The following is a 13,421-nucleotide window of genomic DNA, read 5'->3' as shown; positions in this document are numbered from 1 at the left end:
CTTACGTCGACTGTACGGCGGTGATCAGCGCCGAGTACATCGAGTTGATGGCCTGGATCAGCGCCGAGGCCGCCGTATATTTGTTCTGGAGCGTGCTCAGCTTGGCCGATTCCTCGTCGAGGTTGACACCCGATTGCGACGACAGCGAGCTCGCATAGGTCGACTGCGTGGTCTCCTTGGCGGTGTAGTTGGTGGAAGCCTGCGAGGATTTGCTCGCGACATCGGACACGATGGCCGACGCGTAGTCGGCGAAGGAGCCGGTGGTGGCGGCAAGCCCGCCGGTCGAGGAGAACGTGCGGGAATCGGTCAACGCGCTGGAGAACGCATTGACCACTGTGGCCGACCCCGACGACAGCACGGTGTCGCCGACCGTCAGGCTCGACGAGGAATCCAGCGTCGCGAGCTGCAACTCGTTGGTACCGGACAGGATGCCGCTCTTGACCGCGATGTCGGATGCGCTCGTCCCGGTCAGGAGGTCGTTGAGGCCGAAATACTGCGAGAACCCTTCGCCCGAGCTTCCCACCGAACTCGTCATCTCGTTGATGGCGACGCCATCTGACGAGTCCGTTGAGGTGATCGAGAGATGACCGTCCGAATCGACCGAGGCGGACAACCCGGAGATGCCGTTGATTGCGGTGACGAGATCATCAACCGTCGAATAGGACGAGAGGTCGATATCGCCATAAGAGACCAAATCGCCGCTCTGGTCGGTGACGGCAATGCGCACCGCGCCCGAGGCGGACAGCGCCGTGCTGCCGGTGACGCTGGCGGTGCCGGTCAGGCTCGTCGGAGCGGGCACCGAAGAAGCGCTGTTCGACACACTGTTCACCGCGGAGGTGAGCTGCTGCGCGAGCTGATCGAGTTGGGACTGCGCCGCAGGCAAGGTGTTGTCGCGGAGCGTAATGAGCGCGCCGATGTCACCGCCCGTGATCTGCGAGGTGATGTCGACGCCGTTCACCGTGATGGCGCTAAAACCGCTCGACGACGAGCCGGCGGTATAGGTCGTCGACGACGTCACATTGGCCGCGGCGGTGTAGCTGATCGCATGTGCGGTGCTGTCGACCAGAGCCTGGCCCGACTTGGTGTAGATCTGGAGATCGCCGTTCGACGCCGTGAAGTAGCTCACGTTCATCTTGGACGCAACGTCCTGTAGCGCGGTGTTGCGCTGATCTTCCAGATCGGCCGTCGACTGGCCGGCTGCCGCCGTCTGCTTGATCTGGGCGTTCAGGTCCGCGATCTGCTGGAGGTCGGAATTGACATCGTCGATCGAGGACGAAATGTCCTGATCGGCGTTGGAGCGGAGCTTCTGGATACCGCTCGACGTCTCCCGCAACTGGCTCGCGACATCGTCGAGCGCGCTGACGACGTTGGATTGCAGCGAGGCGCTGCTCGGCGTACTCGCCAGCGACGACAACGCCGATTCCAGCGAGGCGATGGTGTTGGCGAGCGAAGTCCCGGTTGACGAACTGTCGGTACTGCTGGTCGAGCCGTAGAGCTTTTCGAGCGACGTCAGATAGGTGTTGGTCGTATCGGCCGAGCCGAGATCTGACGTCGCGCCGACCAGCGACTTCAGCAGCAGCTTGTCGACCGTCGAGGTGACGCCCGTCACCGTGACACCGGTGCCGACGCCGTTGGTGATGCTGCTCGACTGATTGGCGGTCTTCTCGGTATAGCCCGTCGTGTCGGCGTTGGAGATGTTCGACGACGTCACGCTGATCTGCACCGACGAGGCCGAAAGGCCGCTGAAGGCGATCGAGCGGGCGATATCGAGCGACACGGCGGGCTCCTCGAACCGTCAGGCGCTGCGGCTGGTGCCGCTGGAGGCCGGCCTCGCCGCGACGCGGCCGGAGGCGCCATACGGCGACACCGCCGCGATCTGCTCGCGAATCGCCTGCATGACGGCCTCGATCCGGCGGTTGCTGGCCTCGATCGCCGCGCGCAGACGCACCAGGTTCTCGTCCATCGCAACACGCAGCTTCAGGATCCGCTCCAGGAGCTGTTCGCGCAGGAGCCGGTCCCGCACGTTCAGGCTGGTCGTGCCCGCCGCGCATTCGGCAACGGTCTTCTCGAAGATCTCCGCCAGGTGGTTCTTCTCGTCGACCTGCTTGAGGCGCGAGGCCGGCAGGCCCTTGGCGAGCTCTGCATTTTCCTCCGCGACCAGCGCGGTCAGGACGTCGATGAGCTGGATCAACGACTTGATTCGCGCATCGCCGCTTGTGGCGTTCGTCCTCGTGGCTTGAGCTACAGTCATGGTCATCGCCTTCTTCTAGTTGTGCCGTTTGCCGCGGCGGACTTGCGAGTTGCGCAGATATGCGCCGATCGCGGTCGCTCTGACGGTCGCCTGCCTCATCTCACCTTCGACCTCGGCGCATTCCTTCAACAAGCCGCGACGGGTCGTCTCAACATCGTCGAGCAGCGCAAGCAGCTGCTTGCGATCGCCGCCCTCGACGCTCGCGGTCCGGGCCATCAGTCGTCGCAATCGACGCAGCAGCGCCTCACCGGCCGCCTTGGCTTCTCCACTGCGCATCACTCACCTCATCGCCGAGATCAGGGTGTCGTACATCTTGTTGACGGTGGAGATGACCTGGGAGGCGGCCGAATAGGCCTGCTGCGCCGAGATCATGCTCGAAAACTGGCTGGAGGTATCGGTGGTCGAGGACTCCAGCTCGCTGCCGTAGATCGTGCCTGCGCCGTTCTCGCCCGACGCCTGGAGCGTCGCATCTCCCGACGTCACCGTCGCCGAATACATCTGATCGCTGTTGGCCGAGAGACCGTTGGGATCGGCGAAGGTTGCCACCGCGATCTTGTAGATCGCGATCGTCTTGCCGTTGGAATAGGTGGCATCGACCACACCGTTCTTGCCAATCGCAATGCTCGAGAGCGTGCCATAGGACAGGCCGTCCGAGGTGATGCTGGTGACGTTGACCGACGGCGTGGTTTCGCCTGACGCATATTGCGTGAGGCCGTCGGTCCCGCCGGCGGTGCCGAGATCCATGGTGATCGTGCTATCGGCGGCGCCGTCCGTCCAGCCCGTGACCGAGACGGTTGCCGGGCTTGGACTGGTGCTGGCAAGCGAGCCGTCGCTGTTGAAGGTGATATCGATCGTGCCGGAGGCCGTGCCCGTCGCGGTCGTGGTATCCGATGTCGAGGTCGGATCGGCGAAGCTCGCGCTCCAGGTGTTGGTGCCGGTCTTGGTCCAGGTGACCTGCATCGAGTTTGCCGCGCCCAACGAGTCGTAGACCGTCATCGAGCTGGTATAGGTGTCGCCCGTGGTGGCATCCGACGGCAGGTTGGCCGCGATCGTGGTCTTGGTGGTGGCGCTGCCGCTGGTCGATGCCACCTCGGTGTTGATCGCTTCGAGATTACTCGCCGATTCATTGCCGACGACGTTGCCGTCCGAATCCGTGCGCCAGCCTTCCAGATAGTAGCCGTTGTTCTCGAGGTAGCCGGCATTGTCGATGGTGAAAGCGCCGTTGCGGGTATAGGAGACGGTGCCGCCCGACGTCGCGTTGCTCGCGACGAAGAAACCCGACCCCTGGATCGCCACGTCGGTGGCGTTGGAGGTCGCCGCCAGCAGGCCCTGCTGGGTGATGTTGGCGCGGCCCGACACGGTGACGCCGCCCGAGGCATAGGATGCCGTGTTGCTCGACGCGGTGACGAGGTCGTCGAACATCGCCGACGTCGTCTTGTAACCCGTCGTGCTGGTATTGGCGATGTTATCGCTGATCATCGACAAGGACTGGCTCTGGGCGCTGAGCGCGGAGATCGCCGAGGACAATGCTCCGGTGAGACTCATGATGAAACTCCGAGAAAATCAGGGCGTGGCATCAGGACGTCACGCCAATGATGTTGGCGGCGCTGACGGGGACGCCGTTCACGGTCAACGACGGCGTGGAGGTCGAGGTGTCGATTCCCGTCACGGTGCCGGTGACGGTCGTGTAGTTGAGAACCGAGTTGCCGGCAGAGTCGGTCGCGGTCACCGAAATCGTGTACTCGCCGCCGTCGGTAAGCTGAGTGCCGCTGGAATTCTTACCGTCCCATGTGAAGGTATTTGAACCCGCGGTGCCGGTGGTGGTGGTGGTGTAGACCGTGTTGCCAGAGGAGTCCTTGATCGTGATGTTAACGTCCGAGGAAGCGGCAGATAGCGAATAGCCGTACGTTGCCGAACCGCTGGTCAACGTTGCCGTGTCACCCTTCGCCTCCACGGTGTGGCCGATATAGTTGACCGAGTTCAGCGTCACGAGGCTCGAGAACGAGCTGGAGAGCGAGGTCAGATTGGAGTTGATCGACTCCTGCTGGGTGAAATTGGCGTAGGAGGTGAGCTGATTGATGAAGTCGGTGGTCGAGGTCGCGTTCAGCGGATCCTGGTTCTGCAGCTCGCTGGTGAGCAGGCTCAGGAATTCGCTGGAAGTGAGCGTCGAACTGGACGACGTGCTAGACGACGACGTCGTCGTGGTGGCCGTCGAAGTTGAGCTCGTTGCGGAAACGGTCATCAGAAACTCCGGCTTTCCCGCGCGGCCCGGTCACAACGATGTCGACCGGCGGCGCTTGAAATCTGTGTGCTGATGAAACGCGTGGGTGCGCGAATTCAGGCGGCGATTCACCCGCGCCAGATGTGCAGTTGAGGCGGCAAAATCTGCCGTGCGCGAGAGCTCAGAGTGATGCGATGAATTGCGCCGGAGCGGCGCTGCGCTCCGTCGCTCCGCTTGCGAGGAGAGGTGAAGACAGCAACGAGGTCTATGCGAGAGAGCCGCTCAGCCTTCCGCCGTCTCGCCCTCGGTGCGCGGCTCGGCGGTATCGCTCTTCGTCTTTGCAGCCGCGGCAACAATGCGGTCGGCAAGCCCTGCGGGCGCGCGTACCGGAGGTGCCGCGAGTGCGCTGCGCAGGATGCGCGCCTCCTCCAGCAGGGCTCGTGCGGCGGACGATTGCGCAAGCAGCACTTCGGCGGCCAAACGCTGTTCGTCGGGCCAGAGCGAGAGATCCTCGCCCAGCCGGTCGATCAGTTCCTCAAACGCGGTGACGTCCATCGCCCGCCGATCCCACCTCGGTCGGGCCCGTCATAAAGCATTGCAGGCGCGTCGAAAACCGGATTTGCGCGGGCATCCCACGCCAAAAGTACCCGAAGCACGACGGAAAGCCGCCAAAATGGTCGGCTCCGGCGATCGTCGGTTCCCCGGGGATGCGAAGGCGGGCTGCTCAGCCCTTCCGGGCCGAATCGGCCTGGGCAGGTTTGCCGCCCCGGACCGTCGCATCGACGTGCTCCCAGGCCTCGCGCAGTTCGGTCAGCCCCGCGATGATCCGTCGAAAACTGTCCCGCGCATGCGGACGACCATAGGCCTTCAGGCTCGCCAGGATGAGGGCGTTGTAGGTCTGGAACAGCCGCTCGGCGACCGCCCCGCCCTTGGTGAAGTCGAGATTGTGGCTCAGTCCGCGCAGGATGGCGGTTGCCTTCATCAGGTACTCGTGCCCTTCCTCGAAACGCCGCGCCTCCTGTGCGGCGAGCGCCTTCTGAAGGAAGGTGATCGCGCCGCCAAGCAGCATCGAGATCGCCTTCAGCGGCGGGACGCTGGTCGCGGCTCCCCGATAGGCCTGGTTGGCCATGTACGCCATCGAATTATGCATCATCAACTACTCGAGCTGGAGTTAAGCAGGGCCTTGAGATAGGTGAGCGTATTGTTGGCGCTCTCGATCGCCGACTGGTACTTGGCGTATTGCGCCTCCAGCTGCGTCTGATAGGCCGACGCCGCGCTCTGGATGTCGTCGACCTTCTGTTGAAGGTCGTTGTCACGATCAGTCAGATTCGTGATCAGCGTCTGTAGCGAGCCGGTGCTGGACGACGCGTTCTTGGCGATCTGATAGAGCTGGGTCGCCAGACCCGAGGTCGAGGTGACAGTGATCGATTGCGAGGTCGTTCCAGAATAGGTGAAGGCCATGCCGGCATAGGCCGTTCCGGCATTGCCGATGATCGTGCTGCCGCTCACGGTGAACAGCGAGGAGTCGCCGCCGACCGACGCCGAGGTCAGATTACCGGAGGAGTCGACCGCCACATCAAGGGTGAACGACTGCGGCGAGGTTCCCGTGTTGACGACGCTGAGCTGGCTCGACGACGTCGTGGTCTGTGCCGACAGGAGCGTGGTCACGCCGCTGAGATTGGTGCTCAGGATCGTCGAGAGTGTCGAGGTGTCGAGCTCGAGCTCGTTCTTGTCGTTGAAGGACAGTCCGAGGTCGGCCATGGTCAGCCCGCCCACCGTATTGTTGAGCGCATTTTCGAGCTGGCTCGTGATGTCGCGCATGGTACCGTCGCCGAACAGCACTGCGCTGGAAGAGGCCGTGCCGTCCGAATCGGTCGCCTGCTGTGCGATCACCGCATCGCGATAGGCGTTGTAGTTGGTGACGAAAGTCGTGAGGGCCGACGTGATCTGGCTGGTATCGGTCCCGATGCTGATGTTCAGCGTCGAGCCGCTCGTCGTTGCCTGCAAGAGGTCGAAGGTGACGCCGGTCAACACATCGGTGATGTCGTTGGTATCCCGAGTCATCGAGATACCGTCGAGCGTGAACTCCGCGGCCTGAGAGGTCTGGAGCACGTCGCTGAAAGATCCGGAGCTGTCGGTCACACCGAGCTCGTTCAGAATGTCGTCACCGGACGTGCTCGAATAGGCGATATCGGCGGCGTCCTCGGTTCCCGACAGCACCATCTCGTACGATCCGCTCGAAACCTGAACGATCGAGGCCTGGACATTGGTCGTCGAGGTCTGGGCGTTGATGGCATCGACGATGTCTTGTAGCGACATCGTGCTCGTCACGCTGACGCTGGCGGTGCTGCCGCTGCCGAGCCCGAGCGAGAAGGTTCCGGTATAGCCGAGGGCCGTGCTCTCACTCGATTGCGCCGTACCAACCACCTTCTGCGCAGTCGCAATCTGGCTGATCGTCATCGTGTGGTCGCCGGTCGCAGCACCATTACTGACCGACATCGAGAGCGCGGAGGATGCGCTCACGTCGCCGGTCGAGCTGATGCTTGCCGAACGCGTGGCAAAGACGTTGGTGGCGAGCGAATTGACGACGGAGGTCGCGAGCGAGGACAGGCCGCTGGAGAGCGTCGACAGGTCTGTCTGGAGCGTCTGGTAGGCGGTGACTTTGGCTTCGTTGTTGGTGATCGTGGTCGAGATCGTGGTCGCCTGGGTCAGCTTGGCGTCCACCGCCGCCGTGATCAACGCGCTCCAATCGATGCTGGTCGACGTGCTGGTGCCGGTCGTCGTCACTGACGAGGCGCTCGACGTGCTCGAGCTCGTGGTCGACGTGCTGCTGGTGCTCGAACTGACGCTGGTCACTTTGCTGCCCGATCCATCCCAGGGAGGACCGGGCCGGCATCATGCCGGCCCGGTATGACGGTCGCTAGGCGGACGCCTAGATGTCGCGCCTTAGCCAAGCAGCTTGAGCAGGTACTGCGGCATCTGGTTGGCCGCCGATTCGGCCGACACCGCGGCCTGGGTCTTCACCTCTGCCGAGGACAGCGTGGCCTGCTCGGAGGCGATGTCGACGTCCTTGATCGCCGAGTTCGCGGACTGGAGGTTCTGCGTCTGGGTCGAGATCGAGTCGGCCGAGAAGTTGAACCGCGATTCCTGCGCGCCGATGCTGGCGCGGGCGGCGGAGACCGTGTCGATCGCGGTATCCAGCACGTCGAGCGCCGAGGTCGCATCCGATAGCGAGCTGACGTCGAGCGAGGACACGCCGAGCGTCGACGACGTCAGGCTCGTCAGCGTGATGGTGATGGTGTCGGAGCCGGATGAACCGACTAGCACCGAGACGCCCGAGGAGAACACGCTGGAACCGTCCAGAAGGCTCTGGCTGGAATAGCGCGTGCCGGTCGCGATCGAATCGATTTCGCTCGTGAGCTGCGAGAATTCCGAGTTGATGTAGGCGCGGCTGGAATCGGTGGTGGTGCCCGAGGCCGACTCGGAGGCCAGCGACTTCATGCGCGCCAGGATGTCGGAGATGTTCGAGGCGCCGCCGTCGGCGGTCTGGAGGATCGCGGTCGCCTGCGAGGCGTTGGTCGCGGCCTGCTGGAGGGTGGTGACGTCCGACGAGATGCGGGTCGAGATCGCAAGGCCGGCGGCGTCGTCGGAGGCCGACGTGATGCGCGAACCGCTCGACAGTTTTGCGAGCGCGCTGCTCTCCTGCGCGGAATTGATGTTGAGGTAACGGACCGCGGAGTTCGCCGCGGTGTTGGTGGAAATTGCGGGCATTGAAGGCTCCTGTGCTGATGGGCATGACGTGCCGCATCGTTGACGATTGACGACGCGGACCGCAGCCCCGTCCGTTCGCTCAAACGGCGCAGCGCAAGGAGATCAGGCGCGAAAATTTTCGCGAGCCGAATTTTATGGTTAGCAATCGGTAAACGCGGTGCGGATGTCGCGTTCATGCTTGCGCAGCAGCTGGCGAAGCTGCTGACGGCCACGCTTGAGCAGCGACTCCGCTGCGGCCACCGTGGTGTCCATCACCTGGGCGATCTCACCGTTGCTCATGTTCTCGTGGTACGACAGGATCACCGCGATACGCTGCTGCTCGGGCAGGCGCTGCATCGCGAGCTCCAGCATGCCGTTCAGCTCGTTGCGCTCGATGATCTCGACGGCGCCGGGCTGTGCGTCGGCAACTTCGGGTACCGTCTCGACATTCTCGTTGCGCGGCTTGCGGCGCAAATCGATGCAGCGGTTGGAGATGACGCGGTAGAGCCAGGTCGAGAATTTGGCGCGGCCATGCTGCCAGCGACCGCGATGGCTCCAGATCTTGAGCATGGTGTCCTGCACCACGTCTTCGGCGTCGGCGGCATTGCCGACGATGCGCAGCGCGATCGCGTAGGCGCGATCGATGTGACGCTCGACCAGCATGCGGAACGCCGCCTCATCGCCGGTCGCGAGCTTGTCGAGCAGCTCGCTGTCCTCGTCGTACGCGACATTTGCGGTGACCGGCGCACAGTCCGGCGCAAGCGGTACCGACGGTGTGACCTGAACGATCTCGTCCGTCGGCTCCGTCGTCGTGATCTCGGTCCCGGCGGGAGCCCAGACATCAGCAGCGTAACTCATCCCGCAACCTCCAACCCGCAATGCCGACGGCGCACATGCCACACGGCTTCCAGGCGTTGAACGCGGGGCCAAAACAATCCAGGCGGAGAATTTTTGTTATTTTTCAAGATGTTAGCCGGAATGTTTTGCCGGGTGGAGGGCAATAATTGCCGACTGCGCGAGGTTTCGCGCATTCGTCCTGCAATCATCGACATCGTCTCGCGCCATGGCGGATCATCCATCCTGAACAGATGCGCTCGGGAGAAAACGCTGACATTACGCGGCACTAGGTGATCAAACGCGACACGCTTGTCGCGCGTCGAGAAGCGATTGTTTCCGAGTGTGAATGAACGCGAGACCGCTTCCGCACTCGGCAATTTTTTCCGAATCACCTTTTTCGAACCTAGCGATTTTTTTGAATCTGTCAGTCGCGACGAATGCGATTTTGAATCGCGCGTTAAATTTTTTCGCTCGTGTGACGCCTGACTGCATCGATGCGCACGTTAATCGTACTGATTGATGGGGAATCTCGGCATGACGATCGCAACGGCCGGCCTCGAGCGCCGCGCGCAAATTGTTTCTGCTTGGTCGTTCGATGTTTTCGATACATTTCTGCTTCGCGCCTGTTCGACGCCAGATGGCGTATTTGAAAGGACTTACGAGCTTTCCGGCATTTCAAGTATTTGTCCGAATGTTTCTGCGAATTTCGTTCAGCATCGCATCCAGGCCGAAGCGCGCGCGCGGAGAACCGAGAAGGACAAGCGCGGCGCGAGCGAGGTTCACATCGCCGAGATCTATTCCTATTTTCCTTTCAGGCTGTTCGGCCTTACGCGCCGCAGTCTCGACGATCTCGTCGAATCGGAGTTCGCAGCCGAGCTCGAGCTCTGCCGCGCCAATCCGGACATGCTTCAGCAATATATGGACATGAATGGCGCCGGCCATCGCGTCGGATTCATTTCCGACACCTATTGGGATTCCGATCGGCTGGCGCGGCTGCTGCGAGCCTGCCGCCCCGGGCTCACCTGGGACTTCCTCTACGCGTCCTGCGACCATGGCAGCAGCAAGAGCGAGGCGCTGTTCGCAAAATACCTGGCCAACGAAGCCATCGATGCGAGCGCCTCCTTTCACGTCGGCGACAACGACAAGGCCGATATCAGGGGTGCGAAGCGCCACGGCATTCGGCCGCGGTACTATCCGCAGGCCACGCCGCAACTGGCCTCGACGTTCCAGCGCGAGAGCGCCCTGTTCGAGCTCTTGTGCCAGGGCGTGCCATCCCGGCTCGATCACGGCGCGCGCACCCTGCGGCGCATGGTGGCGGCGCGCAGCGCCGAGAGATCTCCGGCGTTCCATCTCGGTATGACCGTGCTCGGCCCGGTGACGACGGCCTTTGACGCCTTCGTCGCTGGGCGTTGCGAGGAGGTCGCCGGCCCTGGCCGGAAGGTCGCCCTCGCATTCCTCGGCCGCGACGGCTTCCTGCCGCACCGGGTGTGGCAGGAATTGCACGGCACCACGGCGGCCTATCTCGAGATCAATCGCCGCGTCAGCCTGATCGCCTCCGCCGACACGATGCAGCCATTGGTCGATCTCCTCGACAAGGTCTTCAGGATCGACGCGCTGACCTTGCGCGACATGATCAAGATACTGCCGCCGAGAGTCGCAGCGTTCTTCGCAAACTATCCCGATGGGATCGCCCCGGGCGAAGATCTGGCCCAGGCACTGCCCGAATTGATGGACGCCGGAGAGATCGCCGAACTGGCCGCAGCGCTACGCGCACGACTGCTTGCATATCTTCGCCAGACCATCCCCGGATTCGACAACTTCACCGATCTCGTCCTTGCCGATCTCGGCTACTCCGGCAGCGTCCAGAAGGCGCTGCGCAGAGTCTTCGAGATCGAGGGCATCAAGATCCGCCTTCACGGCGCCTATCTGCTGTCGCTCGACGATGCCTTCGACGATATTGACGAGAAAGACAGCGCCGCGGGCTTCATTTCCGATCTCGTGGTCACGCCGCACGTCAAGCGCATGCTGATCCGCAACATTGCGCTCGTGGAACAGATCTGCTGCTCGGCCGACGGCTCGGTGCGCGACTATGACGGCGATCAGGTGTTACGCGAGATCAATCCGCGCCCGGCAAGCCAGATCGCGCTGGCTGCGGAGATCCAGGCCGGCGCCCTGGCCTTTGCAGAGAAAGCCGAGGACATAGCGCTCGACCTCTGTCTCGCCCCCTATGCCACGCAGGATGTTGCCGCACGCTGGTGCGCGGCGACATTGGCCCGGCTGATGCTGTTGCCGGACGAGGGCGAGCTGGCGCTGCTCGGCGGATTGAAGCATGACGTCAATCTCGGCACCCATGCGCTGGCGCCAATGATCGACGCCGACTTCATCCGCCGGCAGATCACAGCGCGCGGCCTTTCCGCCGCCTGCACGGCGGCCGCTCCGCCAATGTGGCTGGCGGGCACCTTTGCGCATCTGTCGCCGTCCAACGCCTATCTCTACGCGCTGTTCGGCGCCAATCGCCTGCCGGCCAACGTCTTCGAGGAGACCCCTTGCGGCCCAGTTCAGATCGGGCTGTTCCGCACCAACGGCGAGGCGACGCTGGAAAGCGTGACGGTGCACCGTACGGGTCTCGGGGAACTTCGCCTGCGCATTCCCCTCTCGCGCGCCATGGGCATCGCCGTGATCGCACTGCCGCTGCCGAAATTCGCCGCGGAAGGTCTCCTTCATGGCGTCACCATGCAATCCGACGATGACATTCGCGACGCCGCCGAGAGCCAGGCGGTGACCGGAATCGCCATCGAGAGCCTGGTCTTTGCCGGCGTGCAGCGGAACGGGGCCCATTATCGCACAGAGAATGAGGACGCCTGCCTGCTGATCCCGGTCACCCCGATGACGCATGATATCGCGATCTATTCGGTCGCGATCACCCCTCTCGTCTCCACCCCCAAATAGTGCGCCTGATCGCGCTGCCCTCGCCGTTGAAGTCCAAGGACCGGAATCCAAAGGCTGGAATCCAGGTGCCGGCGACGCGAGGGGGCACGAAATTGACGGACGGGACGCACGACAGCCTTGATCTCCTGTTGCGAGCCGGCGGCATACGGCTCGGCCGGGCTCAGCACGATCGCCTGAGCTGGCTGGTCGGCCAGTACGGTGCTCCGACGTTCGACGGCGCTCCCGCAGGCCGGCGGAATGGCGTCGTCATCCTCAAGGAGCCGCAGAGTGGTGCGGCGGCCGAGCTGTTCTACCGCGCGCTCAATCCGGGCTGCGCCGTCGTCATTCCCTTCAGCGAAAATCCCGGCTTCGATTTCCTCAAGTCCAAGCTGACCGAGTTCGGCACCGTCGGCCCCTGCGGCGCCGACGGCCCGCACGAAATGTGGTGGGGCGGCATCGGCTGGTCGAAATTTCTCGCAGCCTCCGACGCCTCCACCGCTCGCCCACGGATCGTGTCCTGCTATCCGCGTGGCGGCGATGCGACCGCGGCCTTTGCGCTGCGGCACTCACTCGAGCGGTTCGATCTCGCCTGCCATATCGAGCCGATCGAGACGGAGTTCGGCGATCGCGTGCTCTGCTTCGAGAAAGCCGAGTTCATGATGCGGATGTGGAACAAATATCGCGAGCCGCTGCTGTTCGTCGAAACCGGCGCGGTGCTGCGCGAATCTCCGCTGCTGCCGTCCTTTCTCGGCTGCGACGTCGCCCTGCATAAATGGAACCGCTGGGAGATGTCGGCACGCACGCTCTATCTCGGCCGCACCAGGGCCGCGGAAATGCTGCTGCGCACCTGGCAGCACCTCGCCGCATCCTATCCCGCGATCTGGGAGGGCTATCTGCTCGACCAGGCCTGGAGCCTGACCTCGTCGCAGATGCCCCTCGACACTGTGTGGCTGCCGCGCTCCTATCACGCGCTGAAGGGCGACCTCGGGGCTGCGCGCGCAACGGTCCTGCACGATCAGCAGACGACGACGCTGGAGCTCGGGCCCGATCCGGCCTTCGCGGGCCTCGCGCGCTCGGCCCGTCGCGCCGGCCGCACCGGCCCGCGCGACGCGTTCATGGTGATGACCTCTAGGGCCGAGGCAGGAGGCGGCATCTCCGTGATCCTGCGCGATATCTCCACCAGCGACGCCGGCGCTGTTGCCGCGACCGTCGAGGCCGTAACCGGCGCATACGCCGCCGATTGCGGCGGCTACGGCCGGCTCGAATTGGCGCTCTGCGCCTGGCAGGAAGACGTCGGTGCCGCCCGCGAAGCGGCAGCGCAGGCCCGCTATCGTATCCTCGAAATCGCCCCGGGACAGCGCATCGCCAACGATTTCTTCGCTGTTCACGCCGCCGACGACGCAGTCATGACCGCTCGCCATCTCTTTCCCTGAC

General features: G+C 63.5%; 13 protein-coding genes. 3 read left to right on the top strand and 10 right to left on the bottom strand.

From position 1 onward, the window contains the following. Position 1: 1 nt before the first annotated feature. The 8 genes from flgK to fliD form a co-directional block, all read right to left on the bottom strand. Complete coding sequence (flgK, locus tag IC761_RS07990) at positions 2-1,777, bottom strand: flagellar hook-associated protein FlgK (RefSeq protein WP_195802718.1); 1,776 nt, start codon at positions 1,775-1,777, stop codon at positions 2-4. Positions 1,778-1,795: 18 nt separating this feature from the next. Then, positions 1,796-2,251, bottom strand: coding sequence for a flagellar protein FlgN (locus tag IC761_RS07985; RefSeq protein ID WP_438265092.1), 456 nt, complete (start codon positions 2,249-2,251; stop codon positions 1,796-1,798). Between the two features lie 15 nt (positions 2,252-2,266). Then, entirely contained in the window at positions 2,267-2,527 is a 261-nt protein-coding gene (locus tag IC761_RS07980) for a hypothetical protein (RefSeq protein ID WP_195802716.1), read from the bottom strand. A 3-nt stretch (positions 2,528-2,530) separates the two neighbouring features. Next, on the bottom strand, positions 2,531-3,796 hold the full coding sequence (gene flgE, locus IC761_RS07975; protein ID WP_195802715.1) for a flagellar hook protein FlgE: 1,266 nt from the start codon (positions 3,794-3,796) through the stop codon (positions 2,531-2,533). A gap of 31 nt (positions 3,797-3,827) precedes the next feature. Continuing rightward, complete coding sequence (locus IC761_RS07970; protein ID WP_195802714.1) at positions 3,828-4,493, bottom strand: flagellar hook assembly protein FlgD; 666 nt, start codon at positions 4,491-4,493, stop codon at positions 3,828-3,830. Positions 4,494-4,754: 261 nt separating this feature from the next. Beyond that, complete coding sequence (locus IC761_RS07965) at positions 4,755-5,027, bottom strand: hypothetical protein (protein WP_195802713.1); 273 nt, start codon at positions 5,025-5,027, stop codon at positions 4,755-4,757. 169 nt (positions 5,028-5,196) lie between these two features. Then, entirely contained in the window at positions 5,197-5,625 is a 429-nt protein-coding gene (locus IC761_RS07960) for a flagellar export chaperone FliS (protein ID WP_195802712.1), read from the bottom strand. Continuing rightward, positions 5,625-7,259, bottom strand: coding sequence for a flagellar filament capping protein FliD (gene fliD, locus IC761_RS07955; protein ID WP_438265091.1), 1,635 nt, complete (start codon positions 7,257-7,259; stop codon positions 5,625-5,627). Before fliD ends, IC761_RS07960 begins: the two co-directional genes overlap by 1 nt. Here fliD and IC761_RS35805 point away from each other — a divergent pair. Continuing rightward, on the top strand, positions 7,204-7,386 hold the full coding sequence (locus tag IC761_RS35805; RefSeq protein WP_246791463.1) for a hypothetical protein: 183 nt from the start codon (positions 7,204-7,206) through the stop codon (positions 7,384-7,386). The two genes, fliD and IC761_RS35805, sit on opposite strands and share 56 nt — an antisense overlap. Before the next feature lie 32 nt (positions 7,387-7,418). Here the strand turns inward: IC761_RS35805 and IC761_RS07950 are convergent, their stop codons facing one another. Further along, a complete protein-coding gene (locus tag IC761_RS07950; RefSeq protein ID WP_195802710.1) occupies positions 7,419-8,243 on the bottom strand; it encodes a flagellin in 825 nt (274 codons plus the stop codon). Between the two features lie 138 nt (positions 8,244-8,381). Beyond that, positions 8,382-9,080, bottom strand: a complete 699-nt coding sequence (locus IC761_RS07945) for an RNA polymerase sigma factor (RefSeq protein ID WP_195802709.1) — start codon at positions 9,078-9,080, stop codon at positions 8,382-8,384. A 513-nt stretch (positions 9,081-9,593) separates the two neighbouring features. On the opposite strand from IC761_RS07945, the gene IC761_RS07940 reads away from it, so the two are divergent. Both IC761_RS07940 and IC761_RS07935 read left to right on the top strand, forming a co-directional pair. Then, positions 9,594-12,008: a hypothetical protein gene (locus tag IC761_RS07940; protein WP_195802708.1), complete on the top strand. Its 2,415-nt coding sequence runs from the start codon at positions 9,594-9,596 to the stop codon at positions 12,006-12,008. 92 nt (positions 12,009-12,100) lie between these two features. Beyond that, the gene (locus tag IC761_RS07935; protein ID WP_195802707.1) at positions 12,101-13,420 is read left to right on the top strand and encodes a hypothetical protein; all 1,320 of its coding nucleotides are present in this window, start codon (positions 12,101-12,103) and stop codon (positions 13,418-13,420) included. Position 13,421: the final 1 nt, after the last annotated feature.

Origin of the sequence: Bradyrhizobium commune, from assembly GCF_015624505.1 — a bacterium.
In the GTDB taxonomy this organism is placed as follows: domain Bacteria; phylum Pseudomonadota; class Alphaproteobacteria; order Rhizobiales; family Xanthobacteraceae; genus Bradyrhizobium; species Bradyrhizobium commune.
Note: the sequence above shows the minus strand (reverse complement) of the source record. Positions and strands in the feature narration are given on the sequence as shown.